This is a genomic window from Streptomyces sp. cg36 (assembly GCF_041080675.1).
In the GTDB taxonomy this organism is placed as follows: Bacteria; Actinomycetota; Actinomycetes; order Streptomycetales; family Streptomycetaceae; genus Streptomyces.
In genome coordinates, this window is record NZ_CP163520.1 from 1,734,905 (window position 1) to 1,757,284 (window position 22,380).

General features: G+C 73.1%; 20 protein-coding genes. 5 read left to right on the forward strand and 15 right to left on the reverse strand.

All coding sequences use genetic code 11. The features are described 5' to 3' along the window. Positions 1–2: 2 nt before the first annotated feature. From AB5J87_RS07760 to AB5J87_RS07770, 3 genes are read right to left on the reverse strand one after another with little or no spacing between them, the layout of a single operon-like run. Positions 3–275: a phosphopantetheine-binding protein gene (locus tag AB5J87_RS07760; protein WP_369375412.1), complete on the reverse strand. Its 273-nt coding sequence runs from the start codon at positions 273–275 to the stop codon at positions 3–5. An 18-nt stretch (positions 276–293) separates the two neighbouring features. Then, positions 294–1,925, reverse strand: a complete 1,632-nt coding sequence (locus AB5J87_RS07765; protein ID WP_369375414.1) for an amino acid adenylation domain-containing protein — start codon at positions 1,923–1,925, stop codon at positions 294–296. A gap of 52 nt (positions 1,926–1,977) precedes the next feature. After that, complete coding sequence (locus AB5J87_RS07770) at positions 1,978–2,940, reverse strand: chlorinating enzyme (RefSeq protein ID WP_369375416.1); 963 nt, start codon at positions 2,938–2,940, stop codon at positions 1,978–1,980. Between the two features lie 539 nt (positions 2,941–3,479). Between AB5J87_RS07770 and AB5J87_RS07775 the strand changes: the two genes are divergently transcribed. The 3 genes from AB5J87_RS07775 to AB5J87_RS07785 all read left to right on the forward strand — a co-directional run bounded on the left by AB5J87_RS07775 (position 3,480) and on the right by AB5J87_RS07785 (position 6,152). Beyond that, positions 3,480–4,523, forward strand: coding sequence for a 3-oxoacyl-[acyl-carrier-protein] synthase III C-terminal domain-containing protein (locus tag AB5J87_RS07775; RefSeq protein WP_369375418.1), 1,044 nt, complete (start codon positions 3,480–3,482; stop codon positions 4,521–4,523). Further along, positions 4,520–5,776 (forward strand): MFS transporter, encoded by a 1,257-nt coding sequence (locus AB5J87_RS07780; RefSeq protein WP_369375420.1) that lies wholly within the window; start codon positions 4,520–4,522, stop codon positions 5,774–5,776. The genes AB5J87_RS07775 and AB5J87_RS07780 overlap by 4 nt, the downstream gene beginning before the upstream one ends. Before the next feature lie 88 nt (positions 5,777–5,864). Further along, positions 5,865–6,152: a muconolactone Delta-isomerase family protein gene (locus AB5J87_RS07785; RefSeq protein ID WP_369375422.1), complete on the forward strand. Its 288-nt coding sequence runs from the start codon at positions 5,865–5,867 to the stop codon at positions 6,150–6,152. On the opposite strand, the gene AB5J87_RS07790 is transcribed toward AB5J87_RS07785, so the two are convergent. From AB5J87_RS07790 to AB5J87_RS07805, 4 genes are all read right to left on the reverse strand, one after another. Then, the gene (locus tag AB5J87_RS07790) at positions 6,118–6,384 is read right to left on the reverse strand and encodes an acyl carrier protein (protein ID WP_369375424.1); all 267 of its coding nucleotides are present in this window, start codon (positions 6,382–6,384) and stop codon (positions 6,118–6,120) included. The genes AB5J87_RS07785 and AB5J87_RS07790 overlap by 35 nt on opposite strands. After that, positions 6,381–7,226 carry a hypothetical protein gene (locus AB5J87_RS07795; protein ID WP_369375426.1) on the reverse strand — a complete coding sequence of 282 codons (846 nt, stop codon included), beginning with the start codon at positions 7,224–7,226 and terminating at the stop codon, positions 6,381–6,383. The genes AB5J87_RS07790 and AB5J87_RS07795 overlap by 4 nt, the downstream gene beginning before the upstream one ends. Then, positions 7,223–8,218 carry an FAD-dependent oxidoreductase gene (locus AB5J87_RS07800; protein ID WP_369383428.1) on the reverse strand — a complete coding sequence of 332 codons (996 nt, stop codon included), beginning with the start codon at positions 8,216–8,218 and terminating at the stop codon, positions 7,223–7,225. The genes AB5J87_RS07795 and AB5J87_RS07800 overlap by 4 nt, the downstream gene beginning before the upstream one ends. An 82-nt stretch (positions 8,219–8,300) precedes the next feature. After that, positions 8,301–9,341 (reverse strand): ketoacyl-ACP synthase III family protein, encoded by a 1,041-nt coding sequence (locus AB5J87_RS07805; RefSeq protein WP_369375428.1) that lies wholly within the window; start codon positions 9,339–9,341, stop codon positions 8,301–8,303. Positions 9,342–9,542: 201 nt separating this feature from the next. On the opposite strand from AB5J87_RS07805, the gene tsaA reads away from it, so the two are divergent. Further along, positions 9,543–10,013, forward strand: a complete 471-nt coding sequence (gene tsaA / locus AB5J87_RS07810) for a tRNA (N6-threonylcarbamoyladenosine(37)-N6)-methyltransferase TrmO (protein ID WP_369375430.1) — start codon at positions 9,543–9,545, stop codon at positions 10,011–10,013. A gap of 30 nt (positions 10,014–10,043) precedes the next feature. Here tsaA and AB5J87_RS07815 read toward each other — a convergent pair whose 3' ends face one another. The 8 genes from AB5J87_RS07815 to AB5J87_RS07850 form a co-directional block, all read right to left on the reverse strand. Next, the gene (locus AB5J87_RS07815; protein ID WP_369375432.1) at positions 10,044–11,276 is read right to left on the reverse strand and encodes a GNAT family N-acetyltransferase; all 1,233 of its coding nucleotides are present in this window, start codon (positions 11,274–11,276) and stop codon (positions 10,044–10,046) included. Positions 11,277–11,396: 120 nt separating this feature from the next. Further along, entirely contained in the window at positions 11,397–12,659 is a 1,263-nt protein-coding gene (locus AB5J87_RS07820) for an MFS transporter (protein ID WP_369375434.1), read from the reverse strand. 63 nt (positions 12,660–12,722) lie between these two features. Next, the gene (locus tag AB5J87_RS07825; protein WP_369375436.1) at positions 12,723–13,289 is read right to left on the reverse strand and encodes a hypothetical protein; all 567 of its coding nucleotides are present in this window, start codon (positions 13,287–13,289) and stop codon (positions 12,723–12,725) included. A gap of 244 nt (positions 13,290–13,533) precedes the next feature. Then, on the reverse strand, positions 13,534–14,685 hold the full coding sequence (locus AB5J87_RS07830) for an XdhC family protein (RefSeq protein WP_369375438.1): 1,152 nt from the start codon (positions 14,683–14,685) through the stop codon (positions 13,534–13,536). A gap of 59 nt (positions 14,686–14,744) precedes the next feature. Continuing rightward, positions 14,745–16,202 carry an NCS2 family permease gene (locus AB5J87_RS07835; RefSeq protein WP_369375440.1) on the reverse strand — a complete coding sequence of 486 codons (1,458 nt, stop codon included), beginning with the start codon at positions 16,200–16,202 and terminating at the stop codon, positions 14,745–14,747. Positions 16,203–16,538: 336 nt separating this feature from the next. Continuing rightward, complete coding sequence (locus AB5J87_RS07840) at positions 16,539–18,932, reverse strand: xanthine dehydrogenase family protein molybdopterin-binding subunit (protein ID WP_369375442.1); 2,394 nt, start codon at positions 18,930–18,932, stop codon at positions 16,539–16,541. Between the two features lie 5 nt (positions 18,933–18,937). Continuing rightward, positions 18,938–19,531, reverse strand: coding sequence for a (2Fe-2S)-binding protein (locus AB5J87_RS07845; protein ID WP_369375444.1), 594 nt, complete (start codon positions 19,529–19,531; stop codon positions 18,938–18,940). A gap of 2 nt (positions 19,532–19,533) precedes the next feature. Then, positions 19,534–20,424: a xanthine dehydrogenase family protein subunit M gene (locus AB5J87_RS07850; protein ID WP_369375446.1), complete on the reverse strand. Its 891-nt coding sequence runs from the start codon at positions 20,422–20,424 to the stop codon at positions 19,534–19,536. 258 nt (positions 20,425–20,682) lie between these two features. Here AB5J87_RS07850 and AB5J87_RS07855 point away from each other — a divergent pair, with 258 nt between their 5' ends. Continuing rightward, positions 20,683–22,356, forward strand: a complete 1,674-nt coding sequence (locus AB5J87_RS07855; protein ID WP_369375448.1) for a PucR family transcriptional regulator — start codon at positions 20,683–20,685, stop codon at positions 22,354–22,356. Positions 22,357–22,380: the final 24 nt, after the last annotated feature.

Genomic DNA, 22,380 nt, shown 5'->3' on the forward strand with positions numbered 1-22,380 from the left:
GCCTACGCCATCGCCTCGTCGACGGCCTTGGCCAGACTGCTCAGCCTGGCGTCCTCGTACAGCGTCTCGGGCAGGAGCACGTCCACGGCGAAGCGCTCCTCGACCCGGGACAGGAACTTGATGGCGGTGAGCGAGTTGCCGCCGAGCTCGAAGAAGTCGTCGCCGACACCGACCTCGGTGATGCCGAACAGACCGCGCCAGATCTCGGCGATCGCCTCCTCGGTCGCGGTCATGGGCGGGGTGCCCGGCGCCGCCTGCACGTCCTGGGAACTCATCGTCCTCTTCTCCTCTGGTCAGTCCCGCGAGCCCACCGGCCGCGGTGCGGCCGGGGTGGCGGGCGGTGGGGTGTGGCTGTCGTACGCGATGAGCAGCGCGCGGCCGTCGACCTTTCCGGTGGCGGTCAGCGGCAGCGCCTCGCACAGATGGATGCGGGCCGGGACCAGGTACGCGGGGAGCCGGGTCCGCAGGTGGTGGCGCAGGGCGAGCGGGGTGACGGCCGGGTCGTCGGTGACCACGAACGCGACCAGCGCCTTCTCGCCGCGCGCGGTGCTCACGGTGACGTGGCTGCGCCGGACGCCGGGGTGGCGGTCGAGGTGGTGGGCGACCTCGCCGAGCTCCACCCGGAACCCGTTGATCTTGACCTGGTCGTCCTCGCGGCCCTGGAAGACCAGCGAGCCGTCGGGGAGCAGGTAGCCGTGGTCGCCGGTGCGGTAGAGCCGTTCGGCCGTCCCGTCGATCACGCGCTCGACGAACCGGTCGGCGGTCAGCCGGGGATCGCCCAGGTAGCCGGGCGAGAGGCCGTCGCCCGCCAGCCAGATCTCGCCGGTGCGGCCCGGCTCGCACAGGGTGTCGCCGTCGACCACGTAGAGCCGGGTGTTCTGGATCGGGCGGCCGATGGGCAGCAGCCCGGAGCCCTCGTCCAGGTGGTCGACGGGGTGGTGGGTGGCGAAGGTGGTGGCCTCGGTCGGGCCGTAGACGTGGACCAGGCGGCCCGGTCCGTACGCCCGCAGCGCGGCGGCCACGTGCGGCATCGAGTGGAGCTCGCCGCCCATGAGGACGGTCCGGGTGCCGGCGAGCGCGTCGGGTGCCTCGTCGATCACCGCGTTGAACAGGGCGGTGGTGAGGAAGACGACCGTCACGCCGTGTTCGTGCAGGACCCGGCCGAGCCGGGAGAGCCGTACCAGTCCCTCCGGGTAGAGCACGCACGTACCGCCGTTGAGCAGCGCGCCCCAGATCTCGAAGGTCGCCGCGTCGAAGGTGACGGGTGCGAGCTGGAGCAGCCGGCTGTGGGCGTCCAGGGGCGCGAACCGGGCGCCCAGGACCAGCCGGGCGATGCCCCGGTGCCGGATGGGCACCCCCTTGGGCCTGCCGGTGGAGCCCGAGGTGAAGTTGATGTACGCGAGTTGATCACCCGTCACCTGGATGGCGGGCGCGAACGCGTACGGCGTCAACTCCGCTTCCACCGAAAGCACTTGGCAGTGGTCGAGCCGCCGGGACAACAGATCGTGACGGTCGGTCAGCACCCAGCGGCAGTCGGCGTCGGTGAACAGGGTGCGCAGCCGCTCGTCGGGCCAGCCCGCGTCGAACGGCAGATAGACCCCGCCGCACTTCAGCACCGCCAGCAGGGTGACGATCAGCTCGGGCGAGCGCGCCACGCACACCCCGACGGCCGCGCCCGGGGCGAAGCCCTCGGCGAGGAGCCGCCGGGCGAGCCCGTTGGAGAGCAGATCGAGCTCGCGGTAGGTGTACGTGCGTCCGCCCTGCGCCACGGCGGGCGCGTCCGGTGCGCGCGCCACGCTCTCGGCGAAGAGCGCGGGCACGGAGGCGTCGCGCGGATACGCGTCGGCCGTGCGGTTGATCCGGCGGTGCAGGGCCAGGGCCTCGTCGGTGCCGGTGAGTCGGATCCTGGTCGGTCGTTCCAGCACAGCCACCCCTCGGTGCGGGTCGGCGCCGTGCGCGGCCGGGCCGCGGCGGCGGTCAGCGGTCGGCCAGGAAGGGGGTGCCGTTGACGGTCCGGTCGACGAAGCGGTTGTGCCCGTGGGTGTCCTCGCCGCTGACCATGACGCAGCCGAACTTGTCGAGGCTGGCCTCGCCGCCGAACTCCTGGAGGGCGTCGGAGAACGGGTAGACCTGCACCTGGGTGGGCAGATAGCGGGCCGCGTAGCCGAGGCGCATGTCGTCGGTGAGGCCCGCGTGCGGGTGCGAGGCGTGCATCAGCGTGGACCAGAAGACGATGAACTGGCCCTGCTTGAGCACCATCGACTTGGCCTTGGACTCGTCGGGGCTCCAGTTCGGGTCCTTCTGGAGCTGGCGGTAGTCGTAGCCGAAGAAGCCGCGGCGCACTCCGGACTTCTCCAGTTTGCCGATGGAGTCCGCGTCGTACGTCATGACCTTGGACTCGTCGTAGTTCATGGTCCGGTGCGAGCCGGGGATGAACTGGAGGCAGCCCATCTCCACGCTGGCGTCGGTGAACGCCGACCAGACGGTGATGGTGCCGCCGAACTCGGAGTCCTCGGGCCAGACGATCTGGGGGTGCTTGGAGCCCGCGACGTTGGAGAAGTTGTCGGCCTGGTGCCAGTCGGTGCCCTCGTCGCCGGGGTACTTGGGGAAGAACTCGGTGCGCCAGCAGAGCACGTCGGGCCCGAGCAGACTGGCGACCCGGTGGACGATCTCGGGGCGGGTGATGTGGCCGGCCAGGAAGTCGACGTCGAGGTGGCGGTCGTAGTTGGCGAGGTTGGTGACGCCCGAGACGGCCTTCTCCTGGCCGTAGATCGCACGCCGGGTGTTGAGCAGCTTGGGGCGCAGGGCGCGCAGGTTCTGTTCCATCTCGCCGGGCTCGTACAGGTCGAACGGGCCGATGTAGCCGTCCCGGTGGAACTGTTCGATCTCCTGGGCGCTCAGGGCGAAGTCGGTCTTCTTGGTGCCGGCCAGGTCTTCCATGCATCACCTCTGTGTAATCGACACTCCGCCGTGGCGGCGGACGGGTAAATGCGTGCTGTTCCGGTCAACTCTCGCCAGTACGGGGCGAGTTGTGACCTGTGTAACACAGGAGTCCCGCCGGAAGCTCCTATTCCCCGGAGTTGCACACTTGCCCGCCGGGCGGCGGCCCCCGTGCGGGTGGGAGGCCCTGGGCGCGCCGGGGCGGCCGACCCGATCACGGGGCGGGGGCGGCCGGTCCGGGGCGGGGGCCGCCGCCGGGACCGCGCACAATCGGCCGCCGGCGCGGGGTTCCGGCATACCCGTCCATAACCGGAGATGACGGGCCCATGATGTACGCCGCGCCCGCCGGGCCGCTCGCACTCCGCTCACGGCGGGCGCCCGTACCGCCCGGACGGGCCGGGACGGGGGCGCGCGGCGGCGCCGGAACCGGGCGCGACTTGCGCCTTTCGGCCCTTGACGCGGCATCCCGGGGTGGAGAAGACTCACGCTGATAATCCGCATCACTGACGATGCCCTCCGGGGCCCATCCGGGAGGACCCGTGCGTCTGTCCCCACCCTTATCCACGCCCCTGCGGATCTCGGCCGCGGCGCTCTGGCTCCCGGACCGGCGCGACACCACCGAGGCCGCGCTCGCGGCCGGGCGGGTCGACGAGGAGACGGCCACCCGGCTCGGCTACCGCGAGGTCACCGTCAGCCCCGACCACGCGCCGCCGGAGATGGCCGTCCTCGCGGCCGCCGACGCGCTGGCGGCGGCGGGCTGGAGCGGCGCGGACGTCGATCTGGTGACGCACGCCTGGACCTACCACCAGGGCCACGACTTCTGGTCCCCCGCCAACTACGTGGCCCACCACATCGGGGCCTCCACCGCCACCGCCATCGGCATCCAGCAGATGTGCAACGGCGGAGCCGCCGCACTCGAAGTGGCCGCCGCCCGGATGATCGCGGACCCCGGCGTGGCACGGGCCGCCGTCACCACCGCGGACCGCTTCCTGCCGCCCGCCTTCGACCGCTGGCTCGGCGACTACGAGCTGGTCTACGGCGACGCGGGCACGGCCCTGCTCCTCGACCGCGAGCACGGCCCGTACGAGCTGCTCTCGGTCGCGACGGTCGCCCGCTCGGAGTACGAGACGATGCACCGCGGCGACGACGAGTTCAGCAGCATGCCGCGCACCCTGCCGCGGGTGGACGTACGGCGCACCAAGCGGGCGTTCGTCGCCTCGGGCGCCGAGCCCCGGTTCGCCGCGACGCTCGTGGAGGCGGTCCTGGAAGCCGTGCACACCGCGCTCACCGAGGCCGGGCTGGCCCCCGACGACCCCCGCGTGCGGTTCCTGGCGCTGCCCCGGCTGGGCGCGGGCCCGCTGGAGGAGTTCTTCCACCCGGCGGTCGAGCGGCTCGGGCTGCGCCACGCCGAGATCCTCAACCTGGGCGGCGGCACCGGCCATCTGGGCGCCGGGGACTCCGCCGCCAACCTCGCCGTCCTCGACGCCGACAAGCGGCTCGCCGAGGGCGAGGTGGCCCTGCTGCTCAGCCTGGGCGGCGGGTTCAGCTGGTCGTGCGTGGCCGTGCGGGCGGTCGCCCGGTGACGGGCCGCGGCCTCTCGGCGGCCGGGCGGCACGGACTCTCGGACCGGGGCGTGGTGGCCGTCCTGTGCACCGGGTTCTTCCTGCTCGACTTCGACCTCGTCGTCATCAACCCCGTGCTCGTCCCGGTCTCCAAGGACTTCGGCGTCGGCCTGGGCACCGTCACGTTCGCCCTCACCGGCTATCTGGCGATGGTCGGCATCATGCAGCCGGTGCACGGGACCGTCTCGGACCGGGTGGGCCGGGTGCGGGTGCTGCGCACCGCGCTGCTCGGCCTCGGCCTCGCGGACCTGGCGGCGGCCCTCGCCCCCAACGCCGCCCTGCTGATCGCGGGCCGCGCGCTCGCGGGCGGCTTCGCCGCGGCCCTCATCCCGGTGACCGTCGCCTATGTGGGCGACCACATCCCGATGGAGCGCCGCCAGCGCACGATGGCGGCCCTGATGTCCTCCAGCGCGGTCGGCGCGGCCTCGGCGACCGTCGTCGCCGGCATCCTCGCCGATCTGCTGAACTGGCGCTCCCCCCTGCTGATCCCGGCCGTGGCGGCGCCACTGCTGTCGCTGGTGTACGCCCGCCTGCCGGAGGAGCGCCGGGTGAAGGCGGCGGCGGGCCCGAGCGTGCGCGAGCGGTTCGCGCAGGTGCTCGGCGACGGCTGGTTCCGCTTCTTCATCCCGTTCACCTTCGTCGAGGGCGCGGCGATGATGGGCCTGTTCAACTTCTTCAACGCGGCCCTGCAGAAGCACGGTTCCAGCGTCCTGATGTCGGGCCTGGTGACCAGTGCGTACGGCGTGGCGGCCATCGGCGGCAGTGTGGTGGTGCGGGCCGTCGACGCGCGGGCGACGGGCGCCGGCATGTTCGGCTGGGGCACCGGGCTGCTCTTCGTCGGCTATCTCACGGCCGCGTTCACCCAGTCGGTGGCGGGCATCCTGGTCGCCAGCGCGCTCGCCGGACTCGCCCTGGCGGTCGGCCAGTCGGCGCTCCAGGCGTGGATCCTGGAGGCGGCGGCGCCCGAGGTGCGCGGCAGCGCCACCGCGCTCATCGCCTGCTCGGTGTTCACCGGCGCGGCCATCAGCACGGCCGCCGTCGGCCCGCTCGCGGGGCGCGGCGACTTCGGGCTGCTGTTCGGCATCGCGGCGGCGGCGACCGTGCCGGTGGCCCTCGTCGGCACCGTGGCGCGGGCCCGGTTCGCCCGCTCCGACCGGGCCATGCGGATGCCGGGGCCGCCGGTGGACCAGGAAGCGCCCCACTCGCTCAACTGACCTGTCCGACAGGCCGGTCGAGCGCCGCCACCACCCCGATGTCCGTCATCCGTTGCCCGTTCAAGGTTCCACGTCCAAGGAGATGTCGATGGCACTGTTCGCGGTGATAGCCAAGCGCGCCCCGGTCGGGATCAGCATCGAGGAGTTCCAGCAGAAGCTGGCCGAGGGCTTCCAGTACACCCAGGAGCTGGAGGAGAAGGGGCTGATCAAACACCGCTGGATCCTGGTGGGCGCCTCGGCGGGGCTCAACGTCTACGACGTGGAGTCGCACGAGCAGCTGATGCAGCTGCTCTACCGCAGCCCCGCCGGGCTGCATCTGGACTTCGAGGTGTACCCGCTGATCAGTCCGCCGAGCTACGACCCGACGGCCCGCTGAAGAAGACCTGGTCGATCTGGTTCAGCGAGCGGAAGTCGTCGAGGTCGAGGGTCTCGATGTCGACGGGCCGCCCGCTGAGCCGCTCGATCAGGACGATGAACTCCAAGAACCCCAGGGAGTCGATCAGCCGGCTCTCGATGAGGTCGTCCTCCGGGCCGATCCCGGCCGCCTCCGGGTGCCGCCTGCCGATCCAGGCGACGACCTCCGCGAGCCCCGCGGACCGGGCGCTCACCGGACTCCCCCGCCCAGCGCCGCGCCCGCCTCGGCCACGGCCTCCACCGCCGCGTCCCAGCCGCCGTGGCGCGCGTACAGGACCGACAGCCAGCGCTCCAGGCCGAACGCGGCGCAACTGGTGTGCACGGCCTGCCCGGTGTCGGCCAGGGTGATGCGGCAGCGCTCGCCGAAGAAGTTGCGGTGGACGTTGACCGAGGCGACGGCGAGGCCGTCGACCAGGAACTCGTGCTTGACCGGCGAGAGCCGCTGGAGCAGCGCCCGCTGGCCGCCCCGGTCGTAGAACGGGTCGGTGGCCGCCTCCTTGGTCATCTTCAGACCGAGCCCGCGCGCCAGCTCCAGGACGCGCTCCTCGAACCGGAGCAGGTGCTCCTGGGTGAACTCCTGCGAGCCGAGCGCCACGACCTCGCGCATGTGGAAGCCGAGCAGCCGGCGCAGCCCCTCGTACCGCTCCTCCTTGCGGAAGCAGCGGCCCAGCACGGTCACCGTGGTGCCGTCGGGCAGCGCGCGGCCCTCGTGGTGCAGATAGACCGCGAAGCAGGCGGCGGACGGCAGACCGAAGCGCGCGGGCTCCAGCCGCTTTGGGCCGAACTCCTCCGGACGCAAGCCTTCTTGATGGTCCGTCAGGTCGAGCGTGCTGACCACCAGCGCCTGGTGCGGGAAGTTGTCGTACACGTCGAGGCGGGCGAGCGCGGCGACCGGCAGCAGCGGTGGCATGATCATGGGCGCCGCGCCGGTGTCCGTCCCCCAGCCCTCGAAGAGGGCGTCCAGCTTCCGCAGCAGGGCCGTCGCGCCCGGGGAGAGGGTCTCCAGGCCGGGGCCGTCGGCCGGGGCCGGTTTCATGACACGACTTCCGCGGTGGCACCGCCGACCGCCAGCCGCAGGACGTCCTGGGCGCAGCCCCAGGACAGGCCGACGGCGATGCCGCCGTGCCCGTAGTTGTGGATCACTCGGGCGGAGCCGAGCGGCTCCACTTCGAGGCGGGTCTGCGGCCGGGAGGCGCGCAGGCCGATCTCGACGCCGGTGACCTCGGCCCCGGCGATCCGGGGCTCCACGGCGATGCAGCGCGCCAGGATCTCCTCGGTCTGCGCGGGGTCCGGGTCCATGCTCCACACCTCGCGCTCGGCCGTGCCGCCGCACACCAGGCGCCGCCCGTGCGGGAAGAAGCCGGTCGAGTCGGGGCCCGGGTTCTGCTCGAAGAAGAACTCCTCGATGCCCGGGTTCTCCACGATCACGTGCTGGCCCCGGACCGGGAAGACCTTCGGGTCGTTGGCGAGCGCGCGCGCCCCCACGCCGGTGCAGTTGACCACCAGCGGCGCCTCGGCGGCGGCGGCCTCCAGGGAGGCCACCTGGCCCGTCTCGACGCTGCCCCCGGCGGCGATCACCCGGGCGGCCAGGTACTCCAGGTAGACGGGCATGTCGACGGTCGGCAGGTCGACCCGGAAGGCCACCGGGAAGCCCGCGCTGTCCGCCTCCCCGCACGGCTCGTACCCGGGCAGGTGCGCGGCCCACTCGTGGCCGCCCTCGGGGCGCCGGTTGACCAGGCGGCCCCGGGTGAGGTGCACGCCGGTGTCCGGCTGCTTGGCCAGCGCCGTGAACTCGGCCAGGCTCGCCAGGTGCCAGGGCCGGGTGATCGCCGTGGGGGCGAACTTGGCCTCGGCCTCGGCCGCGTCGGCGATCGCCGGGCCGCCGATGATGGCCCCGGCCACCGCCGAGGTCGTCTGCCGGGGCGCCCGCTCGGCGACGACCCGGACCGTGTACCCCTGCTCCGCCAGGCATACGGCCGTGGTCAGCCCGGCCACTCCGGCGCCGATGACCAGGGCCTCGTTTCGCATCGTCACGCGACTGCACCTCTCACTGTGGAAGACGTTCGGAAAAGGAAGACGTTCCGCGCCCGGAAGGTGTGACGCGGACGATCTACTCGTGGGATATCGCGACGCACGACCAGGTGAAGCCGTTGCCCGCGCTCAGGAACAGCGCCACCTCGCCCGGTGCGAGCCGGTCGTCCGCCTGGAGGGCGGCGAGGTTGGCCACCGGGTCCCCGGCGCCGAGGTGCCCGGTCTCGCGGCCCAGGTCGAGGATCTCCGCGTGCGGCAGGGCCAGCTCCTCGACGGAGGGCCCGTAGAACTGGGTGAGCGCGCCGGTGCTCAGGCGCGGCAGGACGAGGTGGCGCAGCCGGGGGTCGGCGGGGGTGAGTCCGGCGTCGGCGATGGCGTCGAGCACCACGCGCTGCACCGAGCGGCGCAGTACGGCCACGAACTTCGGCCAGCCGCCGCCCGCCCGGAAGGCCAGCTTGGTGCGGCGGGCGCTGACCGTTCCGTACGCGCTGCGCGGGGCGGGGGTGAAGGCGTCGTCGCCCCGGTAGAGCACCTCGTACTCGGGGGCGCTCACCGAGGAGACGGCGAGCAGCCGGTACGGGCCGGCGTCGCGGTCCAGGAGCAGGGCGGTGGCCGCGTCCCCGTACGCCACGTCGATGTCGCCGGACCAGCGGTCGAAGCCGGGCTCCACGAACCGGTCGGCGGTGGTGATCAGACAGCGGTCGACCGACGGGTCGAGGGCGAGGCGGGCGGCGGCGGTCTCCAGGGCGGCCACGCCCCCGTTGGAGGTCTGCTGCACACCGAGCGGGGTGGCGCGGCGGGCGCCGACGGCCCGGGCCACGTAGTGCGGCGCGGACCAGAAGTCGTGGCCCTGGTGGTAGATCCAGGAGTGGACGACCAGGCCGAGGTCGTCGGCGGACCAGCCCGCGTCGGCGAGCGCCTTCTGGGCGGCGAGCACCGCCATCTCGGGGGCCGCCCGGTCGGGGCTCTCGGTCAGCGACCGGTAGCCGAGCCGGTCGGCGGTCTCCCGGTCGAGGCGCCCGGCCGTGACCGCCTCCTCGGCGTCCAGGCGGCGGGTGGGCAGCCACAGCACGGCGGCGGCTATGCCCGGGGGTTCGGGTAACGGCGGGCTCAGTCTCACGGGGCTGCCTCCTCGTACCGGCCCGTCGACCCGGGCCGTACTTCCCGGCTGCCCACTATATTGTCAGCGTTATTGATTGTCAGGCATCTGTCTTGATGCTTTCGCGCACGACCGGCGCGTTTCGCACGGCCCGCGCCGGGTCAGCATTGGTTGTCACGGCCCGCCCGGATCGCCGTGGTCCCGAGTCCGAGGAGATGTCCGGTGTCCCACCCGCCCGCCCACCTCGCCGCCGACGCGGTCGTGCCGCTGTCGCCGATCGGCTATGTCGTCACCGGTTTCGCCCGCCCCCAGGAGACACCCCCGCAGGCGACCCTGGCCTACGGTGACCAGGGCCGCGTCACGGTGTTCGAGCCGTACGCGGGCGGCCTCGACGGTCTCGCCCCGGGCGGGTACGTCTGGCTGCTCACCTGGCTGCACGACCAGACCGACGAGGAGACCGCACCGCTCCAGGTGGTGCCGCGCGGCTGGGAGAAGAGCGGGCGCACGACCGGCGTCTACGCCACCCGTACGCCCAACCGGCACAACCGCATCGGCCTGAGCCTGGTCCGCATCCGCGAAGTGACCGGAAACGAGCTGCACTTCGACGGCGTCGACCTGGTGAACGGCACCCCGGTCCTCGACATCAAGCCGTACTCGACGACGTCCGACACTCCCCCGGACCCCGACGCGTAGCCCCGCCGGCCGGGGCCCGGCCGCCCCGCCTCAGAAACCGTCGACCGTGTGCGGCAGCCGGCCGGTGCGCAGCGCCGCCGCCAGGGCCCCGGCCGCGCCCGGCGTGTGCTCGGTGACCAGCCCCGCCTCCACGAGCACGGCCGGGTCGGTGCCGCCCAGGTAGCAGGCGGCCAGGTCGCGCACGTCCAGCGCGAGGTCGGCGGGCGCGTCGGCCGGTTCGTACGAGGCGGTGTCCGCGCCCGGTGCCACGGTGAGCCGGAAGCGGCCCGCGTTGGCCGGGACGGTCGCGTCCCGCACCTCGACCACCAGGTCGACCGGGGCCGCCCAGGCGCGGGCCGTGAGCGCGGCCCGGACGTCGAGCAGGCGCAGCCACAGCGCCGGGTAGTGCTGGACCACCTTGACCTGGTCGCGGTCGGCGGCGAAGTGGAGCAGCGGGTCGTCCGGGGCGCCGCCCCAGCGGCGGACCCGGCCGGTGAGGTCGATGGCGGCCAGATACCGCCACAGCGCCGCCGCCCCGGCCGGGGTGTCGGCGTCCAGGTCGTCGACGCGGACCACGCCGGGGACGCCGTCGCCGCCCTTGGTGCGGTAGATCGCGTATCCGGCGGGCGAGCCGTCCGCGGCGCCCAGCACCACGGTTCTGGGCGGGCCCAGCTCCTCGTCGTCCTCGTCCTTTTCGGCCAGCCACTCCTTGCGCCAGCGGATCTCGTCCCGGCCGATCCGCCCGGCCCGGCGGGAGCGGGACCGCTCGTAGTACGGGCCGATCAGCGCGGGCACGTCCGCCGCGTCGACCAGGCGCAGCGGGCCCTCGTCGGGGTCGATGCGCAGGGCGAGCGGACGGGTGGAGTCGATCTCCACGACCGTGCCGTGGGTGGCCGCGCCGAAGCCGAAGCGCCCGTAGATGACGGCCTCGGAGGCCCACAGCGCGGCGATCGGGCGGCCCAGGGCCGCCAGACGCCGGAAGAGCTCCTGGACCATGCCGGTGAGGACGCCCCGGCGGCGGTGGGTGGGGGCGACGCAGACGAACGTGAGCCCGGGGCAGGGCAGTTCGCCACCGGGCACGGTGAGGCCGAAGCGGAAGGCGGCGACGAAGCCGACGAGGGTCTCCCCGTCGTAGGCGCCGACCCGGTCGCAGTCGAGCAGGGCCTCGCGGTGGTACTTGCGCATCGCCTCGTCGGCGGGCTGCTCGTGGAAGGCCAGATAGCCGAGGTCGAGGGCGCGGTCGACGTGGGCATCGGGAACATCGCGGAATCGCAGTTGATCCATTCCACGACACTAACCCGGCCGAATCGGGCGGTCATCCCTATTTCGAGCAGGACCAACGCCGCTGGACGAGCCGGTCGGCGGGCCGCGCACGGCCCGCCGCGTCCGGCCCCCGACCCCGTCTCATCCCACCGGATCCGCCACCGCCGCGGCCCCGGCCGGCCGGTGCGCCGCCCGGGCCGCCACCGGGACCGTCAGGGTGCCCGCCGCCAGGAACAGGGTGCCCAGGAGCAGCCAGCCCGGCGCGCCCCCGCTGGTGACCAGGGTGGCCACGAGCAGCGGGCCGCCCGCCCGCGCCAGGTCGGAGCCGAGGCTCCAGGCGCCCAGGTACTCGCCCTGGCGGCGCGGGTCGGCCAGGCCGTACGACAGGCCCCAGCCGCTCGCCGAGGCGAGCAGTTCGCCCGCCGTGAGCAGGGCCACCCCGACCGCCAGGACCAGGACGGCGGCCACCGGCGGGAGCGCGGCCGTGGAGGCGGTCACCGCGCAGGCGGCGAGCAGCGCCCAGCCCGCGCGGCGGCCCGCCCCGGCCGCCCCGGCGACGGTGTCGCTGCCGCGCGCGGCCCGCACCTGGAGCAGGATCGCCAGCGCGGTGTTGAGCAGCATGAGCGCCGCGACCGACCAGGCGGGCGCCTGCGTACGGGCCGAAATCCACAGCGGCAGGCCGAGGTTGAGGAGGTCGGCGTTGACGTAGAGCAGCCCGGAGAGGGCGGCCAGGGCGAGGAAGCGGCGGTCGCGCAGCGCGCCGCGGCGGGCGGCGGGCCGGGCGGGCGCCGCCGGGCCGGTCCGCGGCTCGGCCCCTTCGGGCATGCGGAGCACGACGGCGGCGACGATCGCGTACGAGGCGCAGTTGCCGAGGACCAGCGCCGCGTACCCGGCGCGGGAGTCGACGGCGAGGGCGGCGCCCGCGCCCAGACTGCCCAGCGAGAAGCCGATGTTGAGCATCACCCTGGTGTACGCGCTGGCCGCGACCAGCGCCGTGCTGTCGGCGATCCGGGCCAGATAGGCGCTGCGCACCGGCCGCGAGGCGCTCTCGGCCAGGGCGATCGCGCAGACCACGGCGAGGAACGCGGCGAAGCCGTCGACCAGCAGATAGCCCGCGAAGGCGACGGCCCGTACGAGCACGGTGGCCAGATACACCCGGCGGTGGCCGAACCGGTCGCCGAGCCGCCCGGCCGGTACCGCGACGGCCGGGCCGAGCAGGGCGGCGAGGGTGAGGCCGAGGCCGACCTGGGCGGCGCCGAGGCCGACGACCCGGGTGAAGAAGAGGGCGGCGCCGGTGTGGAAGAGGCCGTTGCCGATCCAGTCGACGAGGGTGGTGAGGGCGTACGCGCGCAGCGGACCGCGGGGCGGCAGCAGGGCTGCCACCCCGGAAGAGGTGGAGGACATGTCCCCAGCCAACGCCCTTCCGGCGCGCGGGGGGAGACATTTAGGCCGGGGCTCAACGCTCAGCTACCGACTCGGCGTGGACGACCTCGCCGACATGCGTTTCGCCTGCTCACCGCTGCTGGAGACGGCGACGAGCCTGTGGGCGCTGCGGCGCGCCGACCAGTACGCGCCGCACCTGCCGTGGGTGCGGCGGGCGCGGGCCGCGCCGGCCGCGGCCGACGGCCTGGACACCGCGCTCCTGGCCGATCCGGCGGTGGAGGACACCGGCTGGATACCGGACTTCATCACCCCGCGCCCCGCCTCGCCGCTGCCGGACGTGCGCGACGAGCTGCGGCGGGTGCGCGAAACCCCGCCGGAGAAGGCCCTGTCCGACGTGCGCACGGCGTACGCGGGCCGTGCGCTGCCGCCGCGCCTTGCCGAACTCGCCCCGGCTCCGCGCGCGTTGCGGGACGCGGTCGCGGAGGCGGTGGAGGGGTACTGGGAGGTGGCGGTGGCCCCGCACTGGCCCAGGATGCGGGCCGTCCTGGAGGCCGACATGGTCCACCGGGCGCGGCTCCTCGCCCAGCAGGGCACCGCCGCCCTGCTGACCTCGCTCGATCCGACGGCGGTGTGGCGCGACGGCGAGCTCACCCTCTTCGTCCACCGCGATCTGCATCTGGGGGCGGCGGTGCGGGGGCGCGGGTTCTGGCTGGTGCCGACGCCGTTCGCCACGCACGCCGTCAGCCCCGTCGGACCGGACGAGCCGCCGACGATCGCCTGTCCGGCGGCCGGGTGGTGCTGTACGCGCGAACGGGGCTGGGCGACGCGCCGACGTCCCCGCAGGCGTGACCACCGTCGGGGACCGCGGGCGCGGTCCGCGGGCGCGGTCCGCGGGCTAGGCCACCGACCCTATGCGCCCGACCGTGCCCTCGGGCCCGTCGTGGTGGATCGGGGTGTGCGCGCCCGTGAGCGAGACCCCGCTCCCCCCGCGCCGGTTCGCCACGATCTCCGCCGCGATCGACAGGGCCGTCTCCTCCGGCGTACGGGCGCCCAGGTCGAGGCCGATCGGGGAGCGCAGGCGGGCCAGTTCGAGCTCGCTCACGCCGGTCTCGCGCAGCCGTGCGTTGCGGTCCTCGTGCGTACGGCGCGAGCCCATCGCGCCCACGTAGGCGACCGGCAGCCGCAGGGCGAGTTCCAGGAGGGGCACGTCGAACTTGGCGTCGTGGGTGAGGACGCACAGCACCGTACGGGAGTCGACCTGCGTCGAGGCCAGATAGCGGTGCGGCCACTCCACCACGATCTCGTCCGCCTCGGGGAAGCGGGTCGCGGTGGCGAACACGGGGCGCGCGTCGCAGACCGTGACGCGGTAGCCGAGGAACTTGCCCACCCGCACCAGCGCGGACGCGAAGTCGATCGCGCCGAAGACGATCATGCGCGGGGGCGGGACGCTCGACTCGACCAGGACCGTGATCGGCCGGCCGCACAGCCGGCCGTCGGCGCCGAGCGTCAGGGTGCCGGTGCGGCCCGCGTCCAGCATGGCGCCGGCCTCGCCCGCCACCGTCCGGTCCAGCTCGGGGTGGCCGCCGAGGGCGCCCTCGTACGTACCGTCGGGGTGGACCAGGAGCGGGCGTCCGACCAGTTCGGCCGGGCCCTCGGTGATCCGGGCCAGCGCCGCGGCCCCGTCCTTGGCCGCCGCCCGCAGCGCGCCCGCGAACACCTCCCGGGACGGGGAGTCGACGGGCACCGGGGTGACCAGGATGTCGATGATTCCGCCGCAGGTCAGACCGACCGCGAAGGCGTCCTCGTCGCTGTAGCCGAAGCGTTCGAGGACGGGCTCGCCGTCCGCCAGGGCCTGCTGGCACAGCTCGTAGACCGCGCCCTCCACGCATCCGCCGGAGACCGAACCGATCGCCGTGCCCTCGTCGTCGACGGCGAGGGCCGCACCCGGCTGCCGGGGCGCGCTGCCGCCGACGGCCACCACGGTGGCGACGGCGAAGGCACGGCCCTGCTCGACCCACCGGTTGAGCTCTTCGGCGATGTCCAGCATGTTCGGTCTCCTTCACGAGCGGATGATGGAGGGCGTCCGGTCGTACGCCCTGTCGTGGCCTACTTGACGCCCAGCCAGCTCTCGATGGGGCTGAGCGCGAAGTAGACGAGGAAGATGCCGGACAGGGCCCACATGAACCCGCCGATCTCCCGCCACTTGCCCTGCGACGCCTTGATGACGGTGTAGGAGATGACTCCCGCGCCGACACCGGCGGTGATGTTGTACGTGAACGGCATCAGGGCCACGGTGAGGAACACCGGGATCGACACCGAGCGGTCGTTCCAGTCCACGTGCTTGGCCGCGCTCATCATCATGGAGCCGATCACGACCAGCGCGGCGGCGGCCACCTGGGCCGGAACCAGCTGGGTGAGCGGGGTGAAGAAGAGACAGGCCGCGAAGAAGAGGCCGGTGACGACCGAGGAGAGGCCGGTGCGCGCGCCCTCGCCGGCGCCGGTCGCGGACTCGATGAAGACGGTCTGGCCGGAGGCGCCGGAGACGCCGCCGATCGCGCCGCCCGCGCCGTCGATGAACAGCGCCTTGGACAGGCCCGGCATCCGGCCCTTGTCGTCGGCCAGCTTGGCCTCCTGGCCGACGCCGATGATGGTGGCCATCGCGTCGAAGAAACCGGCCAGCACCAGGGTGAAGACGATCATGCCGACGCTGATGGCGCCGATCTGGCCCCAGCCGCCGAACTCGACGTCCCCGAAGAGGCCGAAGTCGGGCTTGGCGACCGCGCTGCCCTTCAGACCGGGGGCGAGACCGCCCCAGTCCTTGTCGGTCAGACCGGCGGCCTTGGTGACCACGAGCGAGAGGACCGTGCCGGTCACGATGCCGATCAGGATCGCGCCGGGGATGTTGCGCGCCTGGAGGGCGAAGATCAGGAGCAGGGTCACCGCGAAGAAGAGGACCGGCCAGCCGACCAGCTCGCCCGTGGCGCCGAGGGTGACGGGGCCGCCCTGGCCCTTGCCGACGAACCCGGCCTTCACCAGGCCGAGCAGGGCGACGAACATGCCGATGCCCATGGTGATCGCGTGCTTGAGGGGCAGCGGGATGGCGTTCATGATCATCTCGCGGAGGCCGGTGACGACCAGCAGCATGATGACCACGCCGTACATGACGCACATGCCCATGGCCTGCGGCCAGGTCATGTTGGGGACCACCTGGGTGGTCAGGGCCGCGGAGACGTTCAGGCCGGCGGCGAGCGCGAGGGGCACCTTCCCGATGAAGCCCATCAGGAGCGTGCTGGCCGCCGCCGCGAGGGCGGTGGCGGTGACCAGGCCGGCGTGGCCCAGGGTGTGCTTGTCGACGTCGGGCGTCGAGAGGATCAGCGGGTTGAGCAGGAGGATGTAACACATCGCCATGAAGGTGGTGATGCCGCCGCGCACCTCCTGCGCGACCGTGGATCCTCTGTCCGTTATGTGAAAGTACCGGTCGAGCCAGGACCTTCCGGCGGGGACGCGCGAGCCGGGGCCCGCCTCCTCGGCGGTGGTCTTGGGCTCCACAGACTGCTGGGTCATGGTGCCTACTCCCAAGGTTCAAAGGGGCACCCGCATAAGACTTGAGATCTCAGTCGGACAAGCTGCGGGATTTGGGATGGTGCGTGGGCTGCACGACCCGGGGGACGGCCCGAGACGAACGTTTCCGCGTAGCGCGGGGGTACCGGTGGCGGTACCGCGGTACGGGGTTGGTGCTGGTCATTCGGGTACTGCCTGGTGGTGCCGGTGATGGTGCGGGTGGTGCCGGTGGTGGGGGTGAAGGACCGCGAGCGGTGCGGTACTCCTGTGCTCCGGGCGGTGCGGGCGGGGAAGTGTGACGTTCCTGGGCGCGGCGCACCGCCCGGAGGGTTCAGGGGGTCAGGACGACTCGGTGCCCGTGAGGTGTTCGGGGCGGACCGGGGTCCTGTTGAGCTCCAGACCCGTCGCGTTCCGGATCGCCGCGAGGACGGCCGGGGTGGACGACAGGGTCGGGGCCTCGCCGATGCCGCGCAGCCCGTACGGGGCGTGCTCGTCGGCGAGTTCGAGCACGTCGACGGGGATGGTCGGCGTGTCGAGGATCGTGGGGATGAGGTAGTCCGTGAAGGAGGGGTTGCGCACCTTCGCGGTCTTCGGGTCGACGATGATCTCCTCCATGACCGCCACGCCCAGGCCCTGGGTGGTGCCACCCTGGATCTGGCCGACGACGGACAGCGGGTTGAGCGCCTTGCCGACGTCCTGGGCGACGGCCAGCTCGACGACCTTGACCAGGCCGAGCTCGGTGTCCACCTCGACGACCGCGCGGTGCGCGGCGAAGGAGTACTGGACGTGGCCGTTGCCCTGGCCGGTGCGCAGGTCGAACGCCTCGGTGGGCCGGTGGCGCCACTCCAGCTCCAGCTCCACCGACTCGTCCTCCAGGACCTCCGCGATGTCCGCGAGGACCTCGCCGCCGTCGGTGACGACCTTGCCGCCCTCCAGGAGGAGTTCGGCGGTCGCCCACGCCGGGTGGTAGGAGCCGAACTTGCGGCGGCCGATCTCCAGCACGGCCTCGCGGACGTGCTCGCAGGTGTTCTTGACCGCGCCGCCGGTGACGTACGTCTGGCGCGAGGCCGAGGTGGAACCGGCCGAGCCGACCTGGGTGTCGGCCGGGTGGATGGTCACCTGGGTGACACCGAGCTCGGTGCGGGCGATCTGCGCGTGGACGGTGACACCGCCCTGGCCGACCTCCGCCATCGCGGTGTGCACGGTGGCCACCGGCTCGCCGCCGACGACCTCCATGCGGACCTTGGCGGTGGAGTAGTCGTCGAAGCCCTCGGAGAAGCCGACGTTCTTGATGCCGACCGCGTAGCCCACGCCCCGTACGACGCCCTCGCCGTGCGTGGTGTTGGAGAGGCCGCCGGGCAGCGCGCGGACGTCGGCCGCCTCGCCCGCGGTCGCCCACTGCTGCTCGGGCGGCAGCGGACGGGCCTTGATGCGGCGCAGCAGCTCGGCGACCGGGGCCGGGGAGTCGACCGGCTGGCCGGTCGGCATGATCGTGCCCTGCTCCATGGCGTTGAGCTGACGGAACTCCACCGGGTCCATGCCCAGCTTCGCCGCCAGCTTGTCCATCTGGGCCTCGTAGGCGAAGCACGCCTGGACCGCGCCGAAGCCGCGCATGGCGCCGCAGGGCGGGTTGTTGGAGTAGAGCGCGATGGCCTCGATGTCGACGTCGTCGATCACGTACGGGCCGACGCTCAGCGAGGAGGCGTTGCCGACGACCGCCGGGGAGGCCGACGCGTAGGCGCCGCCGTCCAGGACGATCTTGCACTTCATGTGCGTGAGCTTGCCGTCCTTGGTGGCGCCGTGCTCGTAGTAGAGCTTCGCCGGGTGGCGGTGGACGTGGCCGAAGAAGGACTCGAACCGGTTGTAGACGATCTTGACCGGCTTGCCGGTGCGCAGCGCCAGCAGACAGGCGTGGATCTGCATCGAGATGTCCTCGCGACCGCCGAAGGCGCCGCCGACGCCGGAGAGCGTCATCCGGACCTTCTCCTCGGGCAGGCCGAGGACGGGGGCGATCTGCTTGAGGTCGGAGTGCAGCCACTGGGTGGCGACGTACAGCTCGACGCCGCCGTCCTCGGACGGTACGGCGAGGCCGGACTCGGGGCCGAGGAACGCCTGGTCCTGCATGCCGAAGGTGTACTCGCCCTTGACGATGACGTCGGCGCGCTTGGCGGCCTCGTCGGCGTCGCCGCGCACGATCGGCTGGCGGTGCACGATGTTCGGGTGCGGCACATGGCCGATGTGGTGGTCGTCGCGGCCCTCGTGGACCAGGACCGCGTCGGGGGCGGTCGCGGACGCCTCGTCCGTGATGACCGGCAGCTCGGCGTAGTCGATCTTGATCTTGGCGGCGGCGCGGCGCGCGGTCTCCGGGTGGTCGGCGGCGACCAGCGCCACCGGCTCGCCGTGGTGGCGGACCTTGCCGTGGGCCAGGACCGGGGTGTCCTGGATCTCCAGGCCGTAGTTCTTCACCTCGGTCGGCAGGTCGTCGTAGGTCAGCACGGCGTAGACGCCGGGCATCGCGACGGCCTCGGAGATGTCGATCGACCTGATCTCGGCGTGGGCGACCGTGGAGCGCAGGGTCTGGCCCCAGAGCATGTCCTCGTGCCACATGTCCGAGGAGTACGCGAACTCGCCGGTGACCTTGAGGGTGCCGTCCGGGCGCAGCGTCGACTCGCCGATGCCGCCCTTGGTCTTGGAGCCCTGGGTGATGTTGGTGGGGGTGCCGGTGGTGGCCATGATCGTCAGACCGCCTCTTCCTGACGGGCGGCCGCGAGGCGGACCGCGTCGAGGATCTTCTCGTAACCGGTGCAGCGGCAGAGGTTGCCGGAGAGTGCCTCGCGGATGTCCTGGTCGGACGGGGAGGCGTTGCGCTCCAGGAGCTCGTCGGCGGCGACCAGGAGGCCGGGGGTGCAGAAGCCGCACTGCACGGCGCCGGCGTCGATGAACGCCTGCTGGATCGGGGAGAGCGCGCCCGCCTCTCCGGTCCGGCCGTCGGCGGGCTTGGCCTGCCAGCGCTGGGCCGCGTCCAGGGAGGTGCCGCAGGCGCCGGAGGCGCAGCCGCCGCCGGGGTGGGCGTCCTGGCGGTGCTGGGCGTAGTCGGCCAGGCCCTCCACGGTGACGACCTCGCGGCCCTCCACCTGACCGGCCGCGACCAGGCACGAACAGACCGGCACGCCGTCCAGGCGGACCGTGCAGGAGCCGCACTCGCCCTGCTCGCAGGCGTTCTTCGAACCCGGCAGGCCCATGCGCTCGCGCAGGACGTACAGCAGGCTCTCGCCCTCCCATACGTCGTCGGCTTCCTGCTTGCGGCCGTTGACCGTGAAATTGACGCGCATGGTTATGCAGCTCCTTCAAGCGAGCGGCCGGTGCCGCGGTACTGCTCCCAGGTCCAGCCGAGCGTGCGGCGGGCCATGATGCCCACGGCGTGCCGCCGGTACTTGGCGGTGCCTCGTACGTCGTCGATCGGGTTGCAGGAGGCGGAGGCGAGCTCCGCGAACTGCTTGGCGATCGAAGGAGTGATGATCTTGCCGCTCTCCCAGAACCCGCCCTCGTCGAGCGCGGCGTTCAGGAACTCCTCGGCGGCCTTGGCCCGGACCGGGGTCGGGGCGGCCGAGCCGATGCCGGTGCGGACCGTGCGGGTCTCGGGGTGCAGCGCGAGGCCGAAGGCGCAGACCGCGATGACCATCGCGTTGCGGGTGCCGACCTTGGAGTACTGCTGGGGGCCGTCCGCCTTCTTGATGTGGACGGTCTTGATGAGCTCGTCCGGCGCCATCGCGTTGCGCTTCACACCGGTGTAGAACTCGTCGATCGGGATCAGCCGGGAGCCGCGCACCGACTCCACCTCGACCTCGGCGCCCGCGGCGAGCAGCGCCGGGTGGGCGTCACCGGCCGGGGAGGCGGTGCCCAGGTTGCCGCCGACACCGCCGCGGTTGCGGATCTGCGGCGAGGCGACGGTGTGCGAGGCGAGCGCCAGGCCCGGCAGCTCGGCCCGCAGCTCCTCCATGATCCGGGTGTACGGCACGGACGCGCCGAGCCGTACGGTCTCCTCGCCGACCTCCCACGCGCGCAGCAGCTCGATGCGGTTCAGGTCCAGCAGGTACTCCGGCCGCCGGTGGTCGAAGTTGATCTCGACCATCACATCGGTGCCACCCGCAATGGGCACAGCCGTGGGGTGCTCGGCCTTGGCGGCGAGCGCCTCCTCCCAGCTGGCGGGGCGAAGGAAGTCCATGAGTGGCTCTCTTCTTCTCAATCGGGGTCGTTCGCGCGGGTCCCGGGGACGGCCGGCCCTCGGCTTTGAAGTCGTTCATGTGCTGTTAACGCTGTGTGGCCCCAGTACACAAGCCTCACTCCGCCGGGTGCAGTCACCGAAACCATGAAGGAGTTGGCTGGTCTCCATCTACGTCTTGTAGATTCGTATGAAAGGCGGTGCTCAGGAACCCCACCGCTTTCCACCGGCAACAACAAGACAGATCGGCGGCGACACGCGATGCGGCTGCGCGCACTTCTGGAGACCGACGCGCTGGGGCTGCGGCTGCTCGGCGGCGAGGACGAGCTGGACCGCACCGTACGCGGTGTGATGACCACTGACCTGCGCGATCCGAGCCGCTATCTCTCCGGCGGCGAGCTGGTCCTCACCGGCCTCGCCTGGCGCCGCGACGCCGACGATTCCGAGCCATTCGTACGCATCCTGGCCGGAGCCGGGGTGGTGGGCCTGGCGGCGGGCGAGGCCGAGCTGGGCGCGATCCCGGATGACCTGATCCGTGCTTGCGCACAGCACCGGCTGCCGCTGTTCGCGGTCAACGAGTCGGTCGCCTTCGCCACCATCACCGAGCACGTGGTGCGCCAGGTCTCCGGCGAGCGGGCCGGGGACCTCGCGGCCGTGGTCGACCGCCACCGGCGGCTGATGACCTCGGGCCCGGCGGGCGGCGGACCGGAGGTCGTCCTCGACCTGCTCGGCTCCGACCTGGACCTGCGCGCCTGGGTGCTCTCGCCCACCGGACGGCAGATCGCGGGCGCGGGCGAACCCCTCGCCCCGGCCGTCGGCGCCACTCTCGCGGGTGAACATCTCGGCGCCACCCGCACCGGCCGCCGGGGCCCGCACCGGGCCCTGATCGGCGGCACCACGTACTCGCTCTTCCCGATCCGGCACAGCGGGCGCGGGGCGGCCCCGGCCGGCCGCGACGTGCGCGAGACGGTGCTCTCGGACTGGCTGCTCGCCGTGGAGGCGGACGCGGGCGACTGGCCCGCCGCCCGGCTCGACCTGCTCCAGGGCGTCACCCAACTGATCGCCGTGGAGCGCGACCGCCGCGACGCGGCCCGTACGGTACGGCGCAGGCTCGCCCAGGAGGTGCTGGAGCTGGTGCAGACCGGGGCCGCGCCCGCCGAGATCGCCGCCCGGCTGCGGGTCGCCGCCCCCGTCCTGCTGCCCGGCCTCGGCTCGGCGCCGCACTGGCAGGTGATCGTGGCCCGGGTCGACTGGACCCCGACGGCGGCCAGCGGGGCCGAGGTCGCGGCGGGCCCGGTCGCCCAGGCGCTGCTGGAGGAGATCCTGGTCGACCCGGCCGTCACCGGACCGGAGTCCTCCGACCGGATCGCGGTGGCCCACGCGGGCGACGAGGCGATCGCGCTGGTGCCGCTGCCCGCCGTCGGCGAGGGCACGGAGGGCGGGCTGCACGCGGACGCGCTGCTCGCCTCGGTCCAGGCGCCCCTGTCGGCGGGGCTCGCCGACGACGGCCGGCTGACACTGGGTGTCAGCGCCGCCGTGCACTCGGCGGAGGGGCTGCGCGGCGCCCTGGAGGAGGCCCGGCACGCGCGCCGGGTCGCCGCGGCCCGGCCCGGCCGGGTCTGCGCGGCCGGCCACCACGAGCTGGCCTCGCACGTGCTGCTGCTGCCGTTCGTGCCGGACGACGTGCGGCGCGCGTTCACGGCCCGGCTGCTGGACCCGCTGCGCGACTACGACCGGCGCCACCGGGCCGAGCTGATCCCGACCCTGGAGGCGTTCCTCGACTGCGACGGCTCCTGGACCCGGTGCGCCACACGGCTGCATCTGCACGTCAACACCTTGCGCTACCGGGTGGGCCGGATCGAGCAACTGACGGGCCGTGACCTTTCGCGCCTGGAGGACAAGCTGGACTTCTTCCTGGCCCTGCGGATGAGCTGAGGGGAGCGCGCCGAGGGCGCGAAA